The sequence below is a fragment of the Terriglobales bacterium genome, from assembly GCA_035543055.1.
Taxonomy (GTDB): domain Bacteria; phylum Acidobacteriota; class Terriglobia; order Terriglobales; family Acidobacteriaceae; genus JAIQFD01.
In genome coordinates, this window is the sequence record DATKKJ010000128.1 from 1 (window position 1) to 13,105 (window position 13,105).

The following is a 13,105-nucleotide window of genomic DNA, read 5'->3' on the forward strand; positions in this document are numbered from 1 at the left end:
AACAGGCTCTCCAAGTGCTTGCCGATGATCTTGGTCATCAGCAGCGAGGGCACGGCGGTGAACACGAAGGCGACGAGGGTCAGGCCGACCGGATGGGTCAGCGCATTGCGCTCGCCCCGCTCCCCCCGCGGGAACGTGGACAGGAACTTCGCGATCCGCGACCGAAAGTAGAAGGGAAGGCAAAGGATGGCTCCGAGCTGGATGACGATGGTGAACATCTTCCAGTAGCCGCTGGAGAGGCTAATCCCCAGCAGGGCCTCCGCGATCCGCAGGTGCGCGGTCGAGCTGACGGGGAGAAACTCGGTGAGTCCTTCAATGATTCCCAGGATCAGTGCCAGCAAGTATTCGTTCAATTCCCCCAGTCCCCCTAGCTACCAGCTACTCGCTACTAGCTACTACTCCACTGCATTGCTGTACAGGATCACGCCCTGCTCCACCAGGAAGGCCAGCCGCTGGGCGCGTGCTCCCCAGTCCGACTGCGGATAGGCCGATGCCACCTTCTGCGCCAGAGCGATCGCCTTCTGCCTGGCGGCCGCGGACTTTCCCTCCTGGTGGTCGCTGCGATAGATCTCGACCAGCGCCGCCTGCCGCCACGCCGCCTTGTACAGAGCCTCGGGCGCGGCCGGCGACTGCGGATGCTCGGAGGCATATCTCTCGTACAGCTCAGTTTCCTTCTCGGGGCACTTGGGCAGCCCGAGCCATTCGCCGCAGATCTTGTTGTCGAGCAGGTGATAGGCAGCGAGGTCGGCCCACTTCGTGCCCGGGAACTTCTTCATCACCAGCTTCATCATCCCTTCGTCGATGGGCGTGCGCAGGCTGGGGTCCATCTCCTTGGCCGACGGCCGCGAGAACGTGTCGTCGTAATCGATCTGCCACCTGACGTCGGCAGCCCGATAGAGCGCTTCGCCGGCTAACGGGGAATTGGGGAACAGGTCGTACACCGCGTAATACAAGCGCATGGCATCGAGGTCGGCGCCCTTGCGTCCGTGGCGGCGGCTGGCCTCAGCCTCGGAATCCACTGCCTCTCCGAACAGGATGCGGTCTCCGTTCGGCGTCTTGGCGAAGACCACGCCCTTCTCCAGCACCCAGCCGCTGACCTCGCGCCCGCCTTTCAGTGTGGGCAGGACGTGCAGCCATCCCGGAGGCCCTCCCCCGGGCACGAGCGTGAGTTCGTGCCCGCGCTGGAGTTCTTCCATCTTGGCCGAAGTAGTGTCCGGGGCGACATACAGGTTCGCCACACGCAGGTTGTAACCGCGGTCGCCAGCCGTGGCCGTCAGGGCGACCGCGAACATGGCAAGCAGAGCTGAGATCTTCGAACAGCGGGAGAACATAGAAGCAGGATTCTACACTGCGCTTAAGGATGCGCGGGGACGGCCGCGCCCTGCAGGACCTCGGCCAGCAACGCCGGCTCGACGTTGCCGCCGCTGATGACGGCCACCGAGCGGCGCGCCTTCGGGAGCTGGTCGGCGCGGAAGAGGAAGGCTGCGAACGGAACGGCTCCACTGGGCTCGGCCACCAGGTGGGCGTTCAGCGCCAGGCGGCGCATGGCTTCGCGGATCTCGTCCTCGCTGACGGTGACGATGTCGTCCACGTAGCGCTTGATGTGCTCGAAATTCAGCGGCCCCAGGCTCTGGGTGCGCAGCCCGTCGCAGATGGTGCGCGTGGTCTTCTCGGCGGCCCAGGTCACCAGGTGGCCGGTGCGCAGGCTTTCCTGGGCGTCGGCGGAAAGCTCGGGCTCGCAGCCGACCACTTTCACCTCGGGCCGGCTGAGCTTGATCGCGGTCGCGATACCGCCCAGCAACCCGCCCCCGCTCACCGGCGCCAGCACGCATTCGACGTCGGGCAAGTCCTCCAGGATCTCCAGGCCGGCGGTGCCCTGTCCGGCGATGATGTACTCGTCGTTATACGGCGGGATGATGGCGTATCCATGTTCTGCCGCCAGCTCTTCCGCCTTGGCCTGGCGCTCGCTGCTGGCCGGCCCCACGAACACGACTTCCGCGCCCAGCGCTCGCGTGGCCTCGATCTTGGTCTTGGGCGTGTTAGCAGGCATCACGACCACGGCCTTGATGCCGACCTCCCGCGCGCCGTAAGCCACGCCCTGGGCGTGGTTGCCGCTGGAGTAGGTGATGACCCCGCGCCGCCGCTCGGCCTCGGGCAACGCGGCGATCTTGTTGTACGCGCCCCGGATCTTGAACGCGCCGATGGGCTGCAGGCTCTCCGCCTTGAAGTAAAGCTTGCGCTGCGGATCGCCGTGGGGGCAGGGAATCAGCGGCGTCCGCACCGCCACGCCCTTGATGCGCTTCTGCGCCGCCCGAATGTCTTCAAGTGTGACCATCGACTATGAGCTATGCGCTATGGACGATGAGCTAGATTTCCAGGATCACCGGCATGATCAGGGGCCGGCGCTGCGTGTTCTTGGAGATGTAGCGCTTCAGGTCGGCGCGGATCTTCTCCTTGATCACGCCATAGTCGCCCTTTTCCTCTTCGCTGGATCCGTCCAGGGTCTTGAGGATGACGTTCCGCGCCTCCACCAGGAAGCCATTCTCCGCGCCCCCGGCGGCGAAGCCGCGCATTACGATCTCCGGGGTGCGTTCCACTTTTCCGGTCAGCTTGTTGATGGCGATGATGGGGAGCACGATGCCGTCTTCGCTCAGCGCCCGGCGGTCCTTGATGATGAGGTCCTCGACCACGTCGCCCATCGAGCCGGAATCGATGCACACGCGGCCCACGGTGGTCTTCCCGATCTTGCGCGCGCCCAGTTCGTCGAATTCCAGGATCTCCCCCGACTCCAGCAGCATGACGCTGCCCACCGCGCCGTGCATGGTCTTTGCTAGCTCGCAGTGGCGCCGCAGTTGCCGGTACTCCCCGTGGATGGGGATGAAGTATTTCGGCTTCACCAGGTTGATGATGAGCTTGAGCTCTTCCTGGCTGGCGTGTCCGCTGACGTGCACCGGCGGATAGGTGCCGTCCTCATAGACCACCAGCGCCTCGCGGCGGAAGAGGTGGTCAATCATGCGGTAGATGCTCTTCTCGTTGCCGGGGATGATGCGCGACGACAGCACCACGGTGTCGCCCTTCTCGATCTTGGCGTGCTTGTGGTTGTCCACCGCAGCCCGCGACAGCGCCGACATGGGCTCGCCCTGCGTGCCGCTGATCAGCACACAAACCTTGTCGGGCGCGAAATCCTTGACTTGGCCGCCGTGGATGAGGGTGCCGTCGGGGATATCGAGGTACCCGAGGTCCATGGCGATCTCGGCGGATTCGTTCATCGAGCGGCCGATGAGCGCCACCTTGCGGGCGTGCTCGACCGCCATCTCGATCGCCACCTTGATGCGGTGGATGGAAGACGAGAAGCACGCGATGAACAGCCGCCGGTCCGCCCGCAGGTACACCTCGTCGAACTTGCGACGCACCGCTCGCTCGCTGGGGGTGTAGCCCGGGCGCTCCACGTTGGTGGAGTCCTGGAACAGCGCCAGCACGCCCGTCTTGCCGTATTCGGCGAAGGTGTGCAGGTCGAAGAGCCGGTTGTCGGTAGGCGTCGGATCCACCTTGAAGTCGCCGGTGTGGATGATGACCCCAAGCGGCGTGTGGATAGCCAGCGACACGCAGTCCACCAGGCTGTGCGTCACCTGGATGGGATTGATGACGAATGGCCCGATGGTGATCCGCTCGCCCGCCCGGATGTCCTCGAGGAATGCGTTGTCCAGCAGCCCGTGCTCTTCCAGCTTGTTCTCGACGTAGGCCAGGGTGAATTCGGTGCCGTACACCGGCACATTCAGCTCGCTGAGGATCCAGGGCAGGGCGCCGATGTGGTCCTCGTGCCCGTGGGTGAGGACGATGGCCCGCACCTTGTCGCGGTTCTCCAACAGGTAGGTGATGTCGGGGACAACGATGTCCACGCCCAGCAGCTCAGCTTCGGGGAACATCAGGCCGGCGTCGATGACGATGATGTCGTCACCCCAGCGCAGGGCCATGCAGTTCATCCCGAACTCGCCCAGGCCGCCGAGCGGCACGATATGGAGTTTCCCAGCAGGCATAAAGAATCTTTGATGCTAGCACAGCGCGGGACAAAGTAGCCCGCCCGCCCTCGCGCGGGCCGCGTTACACTGATGACGATGTCCTCGCCTGGCTGGCTTTCCCGTCGTCTGGAGAATGTGATCCGCGGCAGCCTGGTCCGCGCCTACGAGACCGTGCGCGTCGATCCCGCGCACTTCCTCTTTCAGTTGCAGGGGGCCCACGGCCTGCCCATCTCGACTTTCCGTGGGATGGCCACGCTGCCGCTGGAGACGGTGGAGGGCATAGCCGAACAGACCATCCGCGCCGGCATGAAGATCGCCGCCGTCGAAGGCGCCGGCATGGGGCTGGGCGGCTTGCTGACCATCGTCCCCGACATGGGCATCCTGGCTGCCATCACCCTGCGTACAGTGCAGAAGCTCAGCCTCATCTACGGCTTCGAATTCAACACCGACGAGGAGGTGGCCGAACTGTGGGTGGCGATGGCCAGCGCAGCGGGCGTGGACATCAGCCGCGAGCTGGTGGAGAAACAGATCGTCAACCGCTTCGTGCCCCGGGTGATCCGGCGCATCGCCGCCCAGGCCAGCGCCGAGTTCGTAGAGAAATGGACCGGCCGCCTGATCCCGCTGCTTAGCGCCGCCATCGGCGCGGGCCTCAATTACTATTTTGTGCGCGTCTGGGGCGAGCGCGCCCGCGCCCACTTCCGCGAGAAGCACCTGCGCCTGCGCCAGCGCCAGCAGTTGCTTGCCGTGTCCGAACCCCTGCAGCTGCCATCCACCTGATTTAACCGCGGAGATCGCCGAGAACGCAGAGAATCAAAGAAAAGGCTGAACCACGGATGCACACGGATCACCCGGATTTCCTGTTTGATCTCAGATCCGTGAATATCCGTACCCATCCGTGGCCGGTATTTCCTCGGCGTTCTCTGCGTGCTCGGCGGTGAAAAACTACTGTGCCGCGCCCTGAAGCACTGCCGGCGACGGGTGTGCCGTTCCCAGTTCGCCCTCCCAGCGGGCGATCACCGCGGTCGCCAGGCAGTTCCCGATGACGTTCACCGCGGTGCGCGCCATGTCCATGATGGGGTCGATGCCCAGCAGCACGAACACCGGCTCGCTGGGCAGTCCGAACGAGGCCGCCGTCGCCATCAAGATGACGAGCGACGCCCGCGACACCCCGGCCACTCCCTTGCTGGTCAGCATCAGCGTGAGCATCAAGACCAGTTGCTGCCCCAGCGACAGGTGCATGCCTCCCGCCTGGGCGACGTAGATCGAGGCCACCGAGAGGTACAGCGTGCTGCCGTCCAGGTTGAAGCTGTAACCCGTGGGCATCACGAAGGCGACGATCGGACGCGGCACCCCGAAGGCCTCCATCTGCTCCATGGCGCGGGGTAGGGCGGCCTCAGAGGTCGAGGTCGCGAAGGCGATCGACGCCGGTTCCGCCACCGCACGCGCGAACCGCCGCACCGGGACCCGCGCCAGCAGCGCGATGGGCAGAAGCACCCCACCGAGGAAGACGACCAGCGCGACGTACAGGGTCGCGATCACCTTGGCCAGGCTGGCTACGATCCCGATGCCGGTGTGTCCCACCGTGTAGGCCACCGCCCCGAAGATGCCGAACGGCGCGAACAGCATCACGAGGTTGGTGAACTTGAACATCACCTCCGACAGGCTCTCGGTGAAGGCCAACATCGGCTTGCGCTTTTGCTCGTTCACCATCGCCAGGGCGATGCCGAACAGGATCGCGAACACCACCACCTGCAGCACCTGGTTCTCGGCCACCGACTTGGCGATGTTCTCGGGAAAGACGTGCAGGATCACCTCGGAGGCGCTCAGCTTCGCCACCGGCAGCTCCGCGGCCGGGGCCGAGGCGCCGATCTTCGCACCCGCTCCCGCCTGGCTGAGGTTGATGGCCGCCAACCCGATGAACAGCGCCACCGTCGTCACCAGCTCGAAATAGACGATTGCCTTGATGCCCATCCGCCCGACCTTTTTCAGGTCGGCGTGCCCGGCGATGCCGCTCACCAGGGTCCCGAACAGCAACGGCGCGATGATGACCTTGATGAGCCGGATGAAGATCTGCCCCACGACCTTCAGGGCGTCGGAATACTGCGGCAAGTCGTGTCCGACCTCCGCGCCGGCGATCATGGCGACAAAGATCCAGGTGGTCAGCGAGCGGCGGAAGGCGGCATAGGCGATCAGCGCGACGATCGCCAGCCAGCGGGTGGTGCTCGGGACTGGGGTCGATAAGTGGGCAAGATTGGCGACGGCGGCCAGAAATACGAGCGCCAGCGCAACGACCAGGAGCCTGCGGCTCACCGCAGCAGTTCCTCCAGCGAGATCCCGCGCTCCGTCTTCTCGTCGCGATACTTCACGATCACCGGCGTGTACAGCGACAGCCCCCACTCCGTCGCCTTGCCCTTCTGGATGGCGCGCGACCCGGGCACCACTACCGCTCCTTCCGGGATCTCCAGAGGATGCGTCTCGGTGGCGCGATACACTTCGCCCCGCACCAGGTCATAGACCGGTGTGGAGCGGGTCAGGATGACGCCGGCGCCCAGGACTGCCCGCGCGCGCACCAGCGTCCCTTCGTAGATGCCGCAATTGCCGCCCACCAGCACCTGGTCCTCGATGATCACGGGCGCGGCATTCACCGGCTCGAGCACCCCGCCCACCTGCGCCGCCGCACTCAGGTGCACCTGGCGCCCGACCTGGGCGCAGGACCCGACCAGGGCGTGGGAGTCGATCATGGTGGCTTCGTCCACGTAGGCGCCGACGTTGATGAACATCGGTGGCATGCAGATCACCGTGGGCGCGATGTACGCTCCCAGCCTTGCCGACGAGCCGCCCGGCACCACCCGGACCGCGTCTTTCAGCCGGAAACGGCGCGCCGGGAAGGTGTCCTTGTCCACGAAGGTCAGCCCCGACGGGTCGCCCATCTCCGCCAGCTCGCCGAGCAGAAAACCGAGCAGGATTCCTTTCTTGACCCAGGCGTTCACCACCCACTTGCCCTCTTTCTTGTGGGCGGCGCGGACCTCGCCCCGGGTCAGGGCCATGCGGAAGTCATTGAAGATGCGGTGGGCGTCGGTATCGCCCCGGGCCTGGGCTCCCAGCCCCGACAGCCGCTCGATGTCCGCGATCAGCTCTTTCACTGCGCGGCAGTATAGCCGAGGCGTGGAAGCCGTCGAAGTTCTTTCCCGCCGCCGCTGCGTCGGCGGCGTCATCCATTTCGTGCGCAAAAAGAAAGCCGGGCGTCTTCGCCCGGCTTCTCTGCACTCTGTACTCTGCACTCTGAACTATCTTGCCGCGCCCACTCCGGCCAGCAGTGCCAGCTCGACCGCGATCTTCTCCAGCTTGGCGCGGGTCTCTTTCTTCACCGGTACCAGCGGCAGCCGGTAGTTCTCACCGATGCGACCCATCATCGCCAGAACGGCTTTCACCGGCATGGGATTCGACTCCAGGAAGTTGGCCTGCATCAGCGGCAGGTAACGGCGGTGCAGCTTGCGCGCCTTCTCCCAGTCCCCGGCCAGCGCCGCCCGCGTCAGCTCCGCCATCTCCTTGGGGATCTCGTTGGAGCAGACCGAGATGATCCCCACCCCGCCCAGCGAGATCACCGGCAGGGTCACGGCGTCGTCCCCGGAAAAGACCAGAAAATCCTCCGGCACCACGTTGCACACGTCGGCGATCTGCGACATGTTCCCGCTGGCTTCCTTGATCGCCACGATGTTGGGGATCTGCGCCAGGCGCGCCAGCGTCGCCGGCTCGATGTTCGCTCCCGTGCGCCCCGGGACGTTGTACAGCACCAGGGGCTTGTCCACGGCCTCGGCGATGGCCTTGAAGTGCTGGTACTGGCCCTCCTGGGTCGGCTTGTTGTAGTAAGGCGACGCGGTCAGGATAGCGTCTACCCCGCGCAGCCGCGCGACCTCCCTGGCCCGCTCCACCGCCTCGCGGGTGTTGTTCGAGGTGGCGCCGGCCACGATGGGCACGCGCCCGCCGGCCACCTCGATGGTCGTCTCGATCACCCGCAGCCATTCGTCGCGGGTCAGCGTGGGCGTCTCGCCCGTCGTGCCGCAGGGCACCAGGAAGTCGATCTTCGACTCCACCTGCCAGGCGACCAGCGAGCGCAGCGCGGGTTCGTCCACCGCGCCGTCATTCTTGAAGGGAGTGACGATGGCTGTACCGCAACCGCGTAGTTTCATGATCGGGCCATTCTAGAACAAACCGGCCCCGCGGGCAGGGAAACACGCAGCCTTGCCTGGGAAGGCGACCGTTGCCCGCGTGGCGAGAAGCCGGGTTAGAGGTGGCTGAAGATGTCCCAGACGAACCAGCCGGCCATCACCAGGATCAGGAAGCCCGATGCGGCGCCGAACAGACGGACCATCGGCTGCAACCGGTGCATCTTCTCCAGCAGTTCCGTCTGTTCCTTCTGCATGTGCGATTCGGCGTCGTCCAGGAACAGCTGATCGGCTTCGTGCATGGTGAGGGTCGAGCGGTAGATGAGCAGGAGGACCAGGACAGCGGTCACCACGCCCCATACGATCGCAAGAATCGCCAGCGGAGTCATCCGTCACCTCCACAGCTGTTACCGCTTTGCTGGGTCACGGGCCCACAGGTCGCAAGGTCACTCGCGGGTCAGCGGCCTGCCCGAGATTATAGACCCCGTCCGCAACCCGGACGCAAGGTCACACCAGCTTTTGTTGGCGTGGCTTCAGCCGCGCCGACAGGGCCGCACCAGGGAAACCCAAGACTGCCCATTGACCGGATGATATCCCGGTGGCGCGACCAAAGCCCGGGCTCCAACATCTAAATGGTTGACCCGACCCGGTTTCCGGGCAGCCTTGCTATAATCTGGATAAGCTAGTCCACAAGGAGACTGACACATGGCCACCACCACGACCCCGACCACCGGAACCAAGTTCCCGGTGTCGTTGACCCCGAATGCTGTCGCCAAGGTCAAGGAGATCATGGCCCAGCAGAACCCGGTTCCCGCAGGTCTGCGCATCGGCGTGGTCGGCGGCGGCTGCTCCGGCTTCTCTTACTCCATGTCCTTCGAGAATTCCGCCGGCATGATGGACAAGACCTTCGACATCGAGGGTCTGAAGATCTACGTGGACGCTACCAGCGCCATGTACCTCAATGGCTGCACCGTGGACTACGTGGAAACCCTGGAAGGCGCGGGCTTCAAGTTCGAGAACCCCAACGTCAAGAGCACCTGCGGCTGCGGCTCCTCCTTCAGCGTCTGATGAGACATCGATAGAGGCGCCCGTCAGGGCATCCTTCAAAGCCTCGTCTGCCGGCGAGGCCTTTGCTTTGCCTCGCTCTCGTTGTGTCCACTGTCCTGCAAGCCACCTGGGCTGGGCGGCGGATAGCCACGCTTCGACCTAAACGATTGCAGCCTCGATCACGCTGTCGGGCGCCTTGGTGGGCACGATCCGGGTGATGGTGAAACCCGCCGTGGCGAGCAGGTCGCGCCACTCCGCCTCCGTGCGTTCGCGCCCGCCAGGGAACATGAGCATCAGCAGATCAAGCAGCTTGGCGGGGTGCGGCCTCGAATCCTCGGGCATGACCATGTCAACCAGGATCAGGCGGCCGTGGGGGCGTCCTGCGAGGGCCTGGCGCACGTTGCCCAGGATCTTCAGCGCCAGCTCGTCCTTCCAGTCGTGGATGATGTGCTGCATGAAATAGGCGTCGGCGCCGGCGGGAATGTGCTCAAAGAAGTCGCCCCCGATGGGCTGACAGCGCTCTTCCACCCGCATTTCGCACAGCACGCACTTGGCACCCTCCACCACGCTGGGCTGGTCCAGCAGAATGCCTTTCATCTGCGGGTACCGTCGCAACGCCTGGCAGAGGAAGTAGCCGTGCCCGCCGGCCACATCCATCAACGTCCCCACGCCGGAAAAGTCGTAGGCCTCGAGCACCGCCGGAGCGAGGTCGGCGCTGATGGCCGTCATCCCCTCATTGAAGGCGTAGCTGACCTCGGGCATGGAGGCGAAGCACTCGAAGGCAGGTTTGCCGTAGAGATGCTCGACGGCCGGCTTGCCGGTCTGCACGGAGTGCAGCAGGTCGCTGGTGACGTGCATGAGGAACGGGTTTGCGCCCCAGAGCACCAGGTCGTGGACGTTTCCCGCGACATCGCTGCGCAGCAGTTCGGCCGCGGGAGAAAGGGCGATGATGCGCGGCTGCGGTTCGGAGAAGATACCAATGCTTACCAGCGCACGCAGTACCCGGTAGAGCGCATCGGCGTTGCTCTCCGTCTCCGCCGCCAAAGCCTTCACTGGACGCGGCCCGCCAGCCAGCCGGTCCGCAATGTTCAATCTCGCAGCCACGTGAAGGCACGCGGACAGCACGAAGCCGTTGGCAGCCTGCATCAGGCGCTGCTGGAGGGCGGTTGTCGAGGGGGCAGACGTTTCCGTGATTGTGCTGGCCATCCTTCACCTCACCAAGTTGCTGGCAAGTGTACACGGAGAGTCTTCCCCCCGGCAAAATCCGACGTGGATTCCTCCGAGTCCGCGGTGAACAATTTGATGACGACGACGGCGGTGGAAGAGCTAGGGCTTGCGTCCGGGGCCGCCCGGCTGGCCGAAGCCGCTGCGTCCGGGCTGGCCGGGCTGGCCCAGGCCGGGGACGGCTCCGGGAGCCACCGGCATCTGGGCGGCCAGGTCGTAGCGCGGGTCGTAGAAGAACTCCCACTCGTTGTACTTCTTGCGCTCGTTGACCTCGTGGATGGAGTCCGACGTGTTGGTGCTGGCCACGCCGATGATGGGCGCCCCGATGGTCGGTCCTCCGCCCAGTGGCGAGCTCATCTGGGAGGCCGGAGTCATGCCGCCGGTGCTGGGAATGTTGCTACCGAGCTGGCCGGTCTGGCCGCCCGGGGAAGACGGGCCGCCGAGGATGCCGCTCACGCCGCCGGGAAGCACTGCTCCTTGGCCACCGCCAAGTGCCGTGAGCCCGGCGCTGGGCGCTGGTCCCGCCGTCCCCGCCGGGCCGCCGCCGATGGGTGTCCCGATCGCTTGCGCTCCGGGAATGTTGCTATAGCCGAATCCTTTGGGCGGATACTTGGCCTCGCCCAGGTGGATGATGCGCCACTCGCCGTCGGGCGACAACGGGTCTTTGTACAGCTTCCGGATGAAGCGGATGTTCTGGGTGTCCTGGAGTTCGGCCATGGTCATCGGGTAGCGCCCGAAGCGCTTGTAAAACAGCTTGATGCCCCGCTGGTAGGACTTGCCGCGGTGGATGAGCTCGTCCTCACGGTCGCGCCTGATCTGGGTGACTTCGTAGGGCGCCATGGCGGTGAGCGCGATCAGGGCCACGGTCAGCATCATCACGATGACCAGCAGCATGTATCCCTGCTGGGCCCGGTGGTGGCGGCGGAAATGGGGGCTCACCCTCATGAAGTACCAAGTACAGTACCAAGCAAGACCGAGTCCAGGGCACCTGGTACCTGGTACTGGGTACTTGGTACTAGCTCCATTCTACCCGCCAGGGTACAAGGTCAGGTGAGGGGGATGGTCTGCTTGTTGTTGTTGAGCAGGTCCTCGATCTCGACCGAGCTCTGGCCGATCTTTACCACCTTGTACCGGCGGTTGACCACGTCGCCCTCGCCGGCGATGAAGATGGTGTCGCCTTCAGATAGGAAGACCTTCTTGCCGCTCCCCCCGGGCGTGTTGGCGAAGCCGTAGAACTTCAGGTTGATGGGCGGGGGCGGTGGCGGACCGGGAGGCGGTTTCGGCAGCGTCTTGTCGTCTTTGAGTGGCGGGGTCGTGGGCTTGGGCAGGGGCTCATCCGCCTGGGCGCGGAAGATGTTGCGCCCGGCGCCTTCGTAATTGACGCCTTCGCTGGAGCGCAGCAGCCCGAGGCGAAGCGTCGGGTCCAGGCTTTCCGCGGCGGTGACGGCGGCGACCGGGGCGCGTCTGCCGGGCCGGCCCTTCACCGCCGGCGCGGGGGACTTCGTGGCCACGGCGGGCGCCGGAGTCTCCGGGCGGAAGAACACGTAGAAGACGGCGATGGCCGCCACCACCATCAGGACGATGGCGGCGATCAATCTTTGCCGGTCTTCGCTGCCCACTCTCATGCGGTCTTCAAATAGGCCTCGAGCTGCACCACCAGCTTTACGGTGCCGCCCTGCTGTTCGGTGAGGGCGACGCTGTCGATGATGAAGAACAGCTTGTCGCGCTCGAGCGCGTTGATGAACTTGACGATGTTCACGTAATCGCCGTCGATACCGGCTTCGATCTTGACCCGCTGAAGTCCGGGGCTCTCAGCCTCTTCGGCGCCATACTTGGCGAGCGAGATGCGGACGTTGTTTTCCCTGGCGACCTTGCCGACCTCCTCGGCGATGGCGGAATACTCGCCGGCGAAGCGATGCTCATAGAAGTCGGAGATCTCGCCGCGCGCCACCGCAAGTTTCTGGTCGAGGTTCTTGAGCGGCGCGGCCTCGCGCTCGCGCACCTGCAACTGCTGCTGCACGCGGTCACGCTCCGCTTGGCGCTGGGCGCGCGACTGGGAAAGCGGGGAGAGCAGGTACACGATGGCCGCCAGGTCGAGCACGGCCAGGATGACGATCACGGTCCGCAGCGTGCGGCGGCGCGCGCCAAGGTCGGGCATCAGTGCAGGCCTCCATGGCCGGCAGCCTTGGGTTCGGGCACGGGCGGCACGCGCGGCGTATAAAAAGCCACGATCTCAAAGGCAACGCCGGGCCGGCCGCCGCTGGTGGCGGTCTGCGAAGCCTCGCTCTTCATCTGCGGCTGGCGGAAGGTCTTGGATTCTTCCAGCCGGCGGATGAGCTCGATCGATTTCTCGCGCGAGTCGGCCTCGACCCGCATGGCGACCTGGATCTGATTGTCCTCGGTGATGCCGGGCACGATGGCCAGCACGTGCACGTGCGCGGGGATGATCTTCTCCAGGTCGGCGAAGACCTGGGTCCAGGAGAAGGCCTTGCGGGCGAGCTGCGCGTTGAGGAAGCGGGAGCGGTCGCGGGTCTCGCGGTTCCCGGGACGGTTGAGCAGTTCCTGGGCGGCCTCTCTCTGCCGGTCGAGCTCGGCGATCCGATCGCGGAGCTTGGCGGTCTGTTGGCCGATGGTGCGCGCGCTCGTCAC

At 65.3% G+C, this 13,105-nt stretch carries 15 protein-coding genes; 2 read left to right on the plus strand and 13 right to left on the minus strand.

The window, feature by feature from the left end:
• The 4 genes from VMS96_08935 to VMS96_08950 form a co-directional block, all read right to left on the minus strand.
• A partial coding sequence (locus VMS96_08935) for an undecaprenyl-diphosphate phosphatase (protein ID HVP43547.1) occupies nt 1-353 on the minus strand: 353 nt, incomplete at its 3' end.
• A 42-nt stretch (nt 354-395) separates the two neighbouring features.
• Complete coding sequence (locus tag VMS96_08940) at nt 396-1,331, minus strand: hypothetical protein (protein HVP43548.1); 936 nt, start codon at nt 1,329-1,331, stop codon at nt 396-398.
• Between the two features lie 23 nt (nt 1,332-1,354).
• Nucleotides 1,355-2,335, minus strand: a complete 981-nt coding sequence (locus VMS96_08945) for a threonine/serine dehydratase (GenBank protein ID HVP43549.1) — start codon at nt 2,333-2,335, stop codon at nt 1,355-1,357.
• A gap of 31 nt (nt 2,336-2,366) precedes the next feature.
• Nucleotides 2,367-4,037 (minus strand): ribonuclease J, encoded by a 1,671-nt coding sequence (locus tag VMS96_08950; protein ID HVP43550.1) that lies wholly within the window; start codon nt 4,035-4,037, stop codon nt 2,367-2,369.
• Nucleotides 4,038-4,115: 78 nt separating this feature from the next.
• Between VMS96_08950 and VMS96_08955 the strand changes: the two genes are divergently transcribed.
• Nucleotides 4,116-4,796, plus strand: a complete 681-nt coding sequence (locus VMS96_08955) for an EcsC family protein (protein HVP43551.1) — start codon at nt 4,116-4,118, stop codon at nt 4,794-4,796.
• Nucleotides 4,797-4,961: 165 nt separating this feature from the next.
• Here the strand turns inward: VMS96_08955 and VMS96_08960 are convergent, their stop codons facing one another.
• The 4 genes from VMS96_08960 to VMS96_08975 form a co-directional block, all read right to left on the minus strand.
• Nucleotides 4,962-6,329, minus strand: coding sequence for a cation:dicarboxylase symporter family transporter (locus VMS96_08960; GenBank protein ID HVP43552.1), 1,368 nt, complete (start codon nt 6,327-6,329; stop codon nt 4,962-4,964).
• On the minus strand, nt 6,326-7,162 hold the full coding sequence (locus tag VMS96_08965; GenBank protein ID HVP43553.1) for a 2,3,4,5-tetrahydropyridine-2,6-dicarboxylate N-succinyltransferase: 837 nt from the start codon (nt 7,160-7,162) through the stop codon (nt 6,326-6,328). The genes VMS96_08960 and VMS96_08965 overlap by 4 nt, the downstream gene beginning before the upstream one ends.
• Before the next feature lie 144 nt (nt 7,163-7,306).
• Nucleotides 7,307-8,209 (minus strand): 4-hydroxy-tetrahydrodipicolinate synthase, encoded by a 903-nt coding sequence (dapA, locus tag VMS96_08970; protein HVP43554.1) that lies wholly within the window; start codon nt 8,207-8,209, stop codon nt 7,307-7,309.
• Between the two features lie 95 nt (nt 8,210-8,304).
• Complete coding sequence (locus VMS96_08975; protein ID HVP43555.1) at nt 8,305-8,574, minus strand: hypothetical protein; 270 nt, start codon at nt 8,572-8,574, stop codon at nt 8,305-8,307.
• 316 nt (nt 8,575-8,890) lie between these two features.
• Here VMS96_08975 and VMS96_08980 point away from each other — a divergent pair, with 316 nt between their 5' ends.
• A complete protein-coding gene (locus tag VMS96_08980; protein ID HVP43556.1) occupies nt 8,891-9,253 on the plus strand; it encodes an iron-sulfur cluster assembly accessory protein in 363 nt (120 codons plus the stop codon).
• A gap of 138 nt (nt 9,254-9,391) precedes the next feature.
• Here VMS96_08980 and VMS96_08985 read toward each other — a convergent pair whose 3' ends face one another.
• The 5 genes from VMS96_08985 to VMS96_09005 form a co-directional block, all read right to left on the minus strand.
• Nucleotides 9,392-10,438, minus strand: coding sequence for a methyltransferase (locus VMS96_08985; GenBank protein HVP43557.1), 1,047 nt, complete (start codon nt 10,436-10,438; stop codon nt 9,392-9,394).
• Nucleotides 10,439-10,558: 120 nt separating this feature from the next.
• Entirely contained in the window at nt 10,559-11,401 is an 843-nt protein-coding gene (locus VMS96_08990) for a hypothetical protein (protein ID HVP43558.1), read from the minus strand.
• Nucleotides 11,402-11,502: 101 nt separating this feature from the next.
• The gene (locus VMS96_08995; GenBank protein ID HVP43559.1) at nt 11,503-12,081 is read right to left on the minus strand and encodes a hypothetical protein; all 579 of its coding nucleotides are present in this window, start codon (nt 12,079-12,081) and stop codon (nt 11,503-11,505) included.
• Nucleotides 12,078-12,614, minus strand: a complete 537-nt coding sequence (locus tag VMS96_09000; protein ID HVP43560.1) for a GspMb/PilO family protein — start codon at nt 12,612-12,614, stop codon at nt 12,078-12,080. The genes VMS96_08995 and VMS96_09000 overlap by 4 nt, the downstream gene beginning before the upstream one ends.
• A partial coding sequence (locus tag VMS96_09005) for a PilN domain-containing protein (GenBank protein HVP43561.1) occupies nt 12,614-13,105 on the minus strand: 492 nt, incomplete at its 5' end. The genes VMS96_09005 and VMS96_09000, both read right to left, overlap by 1 nt.

Bases quoted from the DNA above. Each gene is read 5' to 3' on its own strand.
- VMS96_08955 (HVP43551.1), top strand. From the start codon at position 4,116: ATGTCCTCGCCTGGCTGGCTTTCCCGTCGTCTGGAGAATGTGATCCGC.
- dapA (HVP43554.1), bottom strand. From the start codon at position 8,209: ATGAAACTACGCGGTTGCGGTACAGCCATCGTCACTCCCTTCAAGAAT.
- VMS96_08940 (HVP43548.1), bottom strand. From the start codon at position 1,331: ATGTTCTCCCGCTGTTCGAAGATCTCAGCTCTGCTTGCCATGTTCGCG.
- VMS96_08990 (HVP43558.1), bottom strand. From the start codon at position 11,401: ATGAGGGTGAGCCCCCATTTCCGCCGCCACCACCGGGCCCAGCAGGGA.
- VMS96_09000 (HVP43560.1), bottom strand. From the start codon at position 12,614: ATGCCCGACCTTGGCGCGCGCCGCCGCACGCTGCGGACCGTGATCGTC.
- VMS96_08945 (HVP43549.1), bottom strand. From the start codon at position 2,335: ATGGTCACACTTGAAGACATTCGGGCGGCGCAGAAGCGCATCAAGGGC.
- VMS96_08995 (HVP43559.1), bottom strand. From the start codon at position 12,081: ATGAGAGTGGGCAGCGAAGACCGGCAAAGATTGATCGCCGCCATCGTC.
- VMS96_08985 (HVP43557.1), bottom strand. From the start codon at position 10,438: ATGGCCAGCACAATCACGGAAACGTCTGCCCCCTCGACAACCGCCCTC.
- VMS96_08950 (HVP43550.1), bottom strand. From the start codon at position 4,037: ATGCCTGCTGGGAAACTCCATATCGTGCCGCTCGGCGGCCTGGGCGAG.
- VMS96_08975 (HVP43555.1), bottom strand. From the start codon at position 8,574: ATGACTCCGCTGGCGATTCTTGCGATCGTATGGGGCGTGGTGACCGCT.
- VMS96_08980 (HVP43556.1), top strand. From the start codon at position 8,891: ATGGCCACCACCACGACCCCGACCACCGGAACCAAGTTCCCGGTGTCG.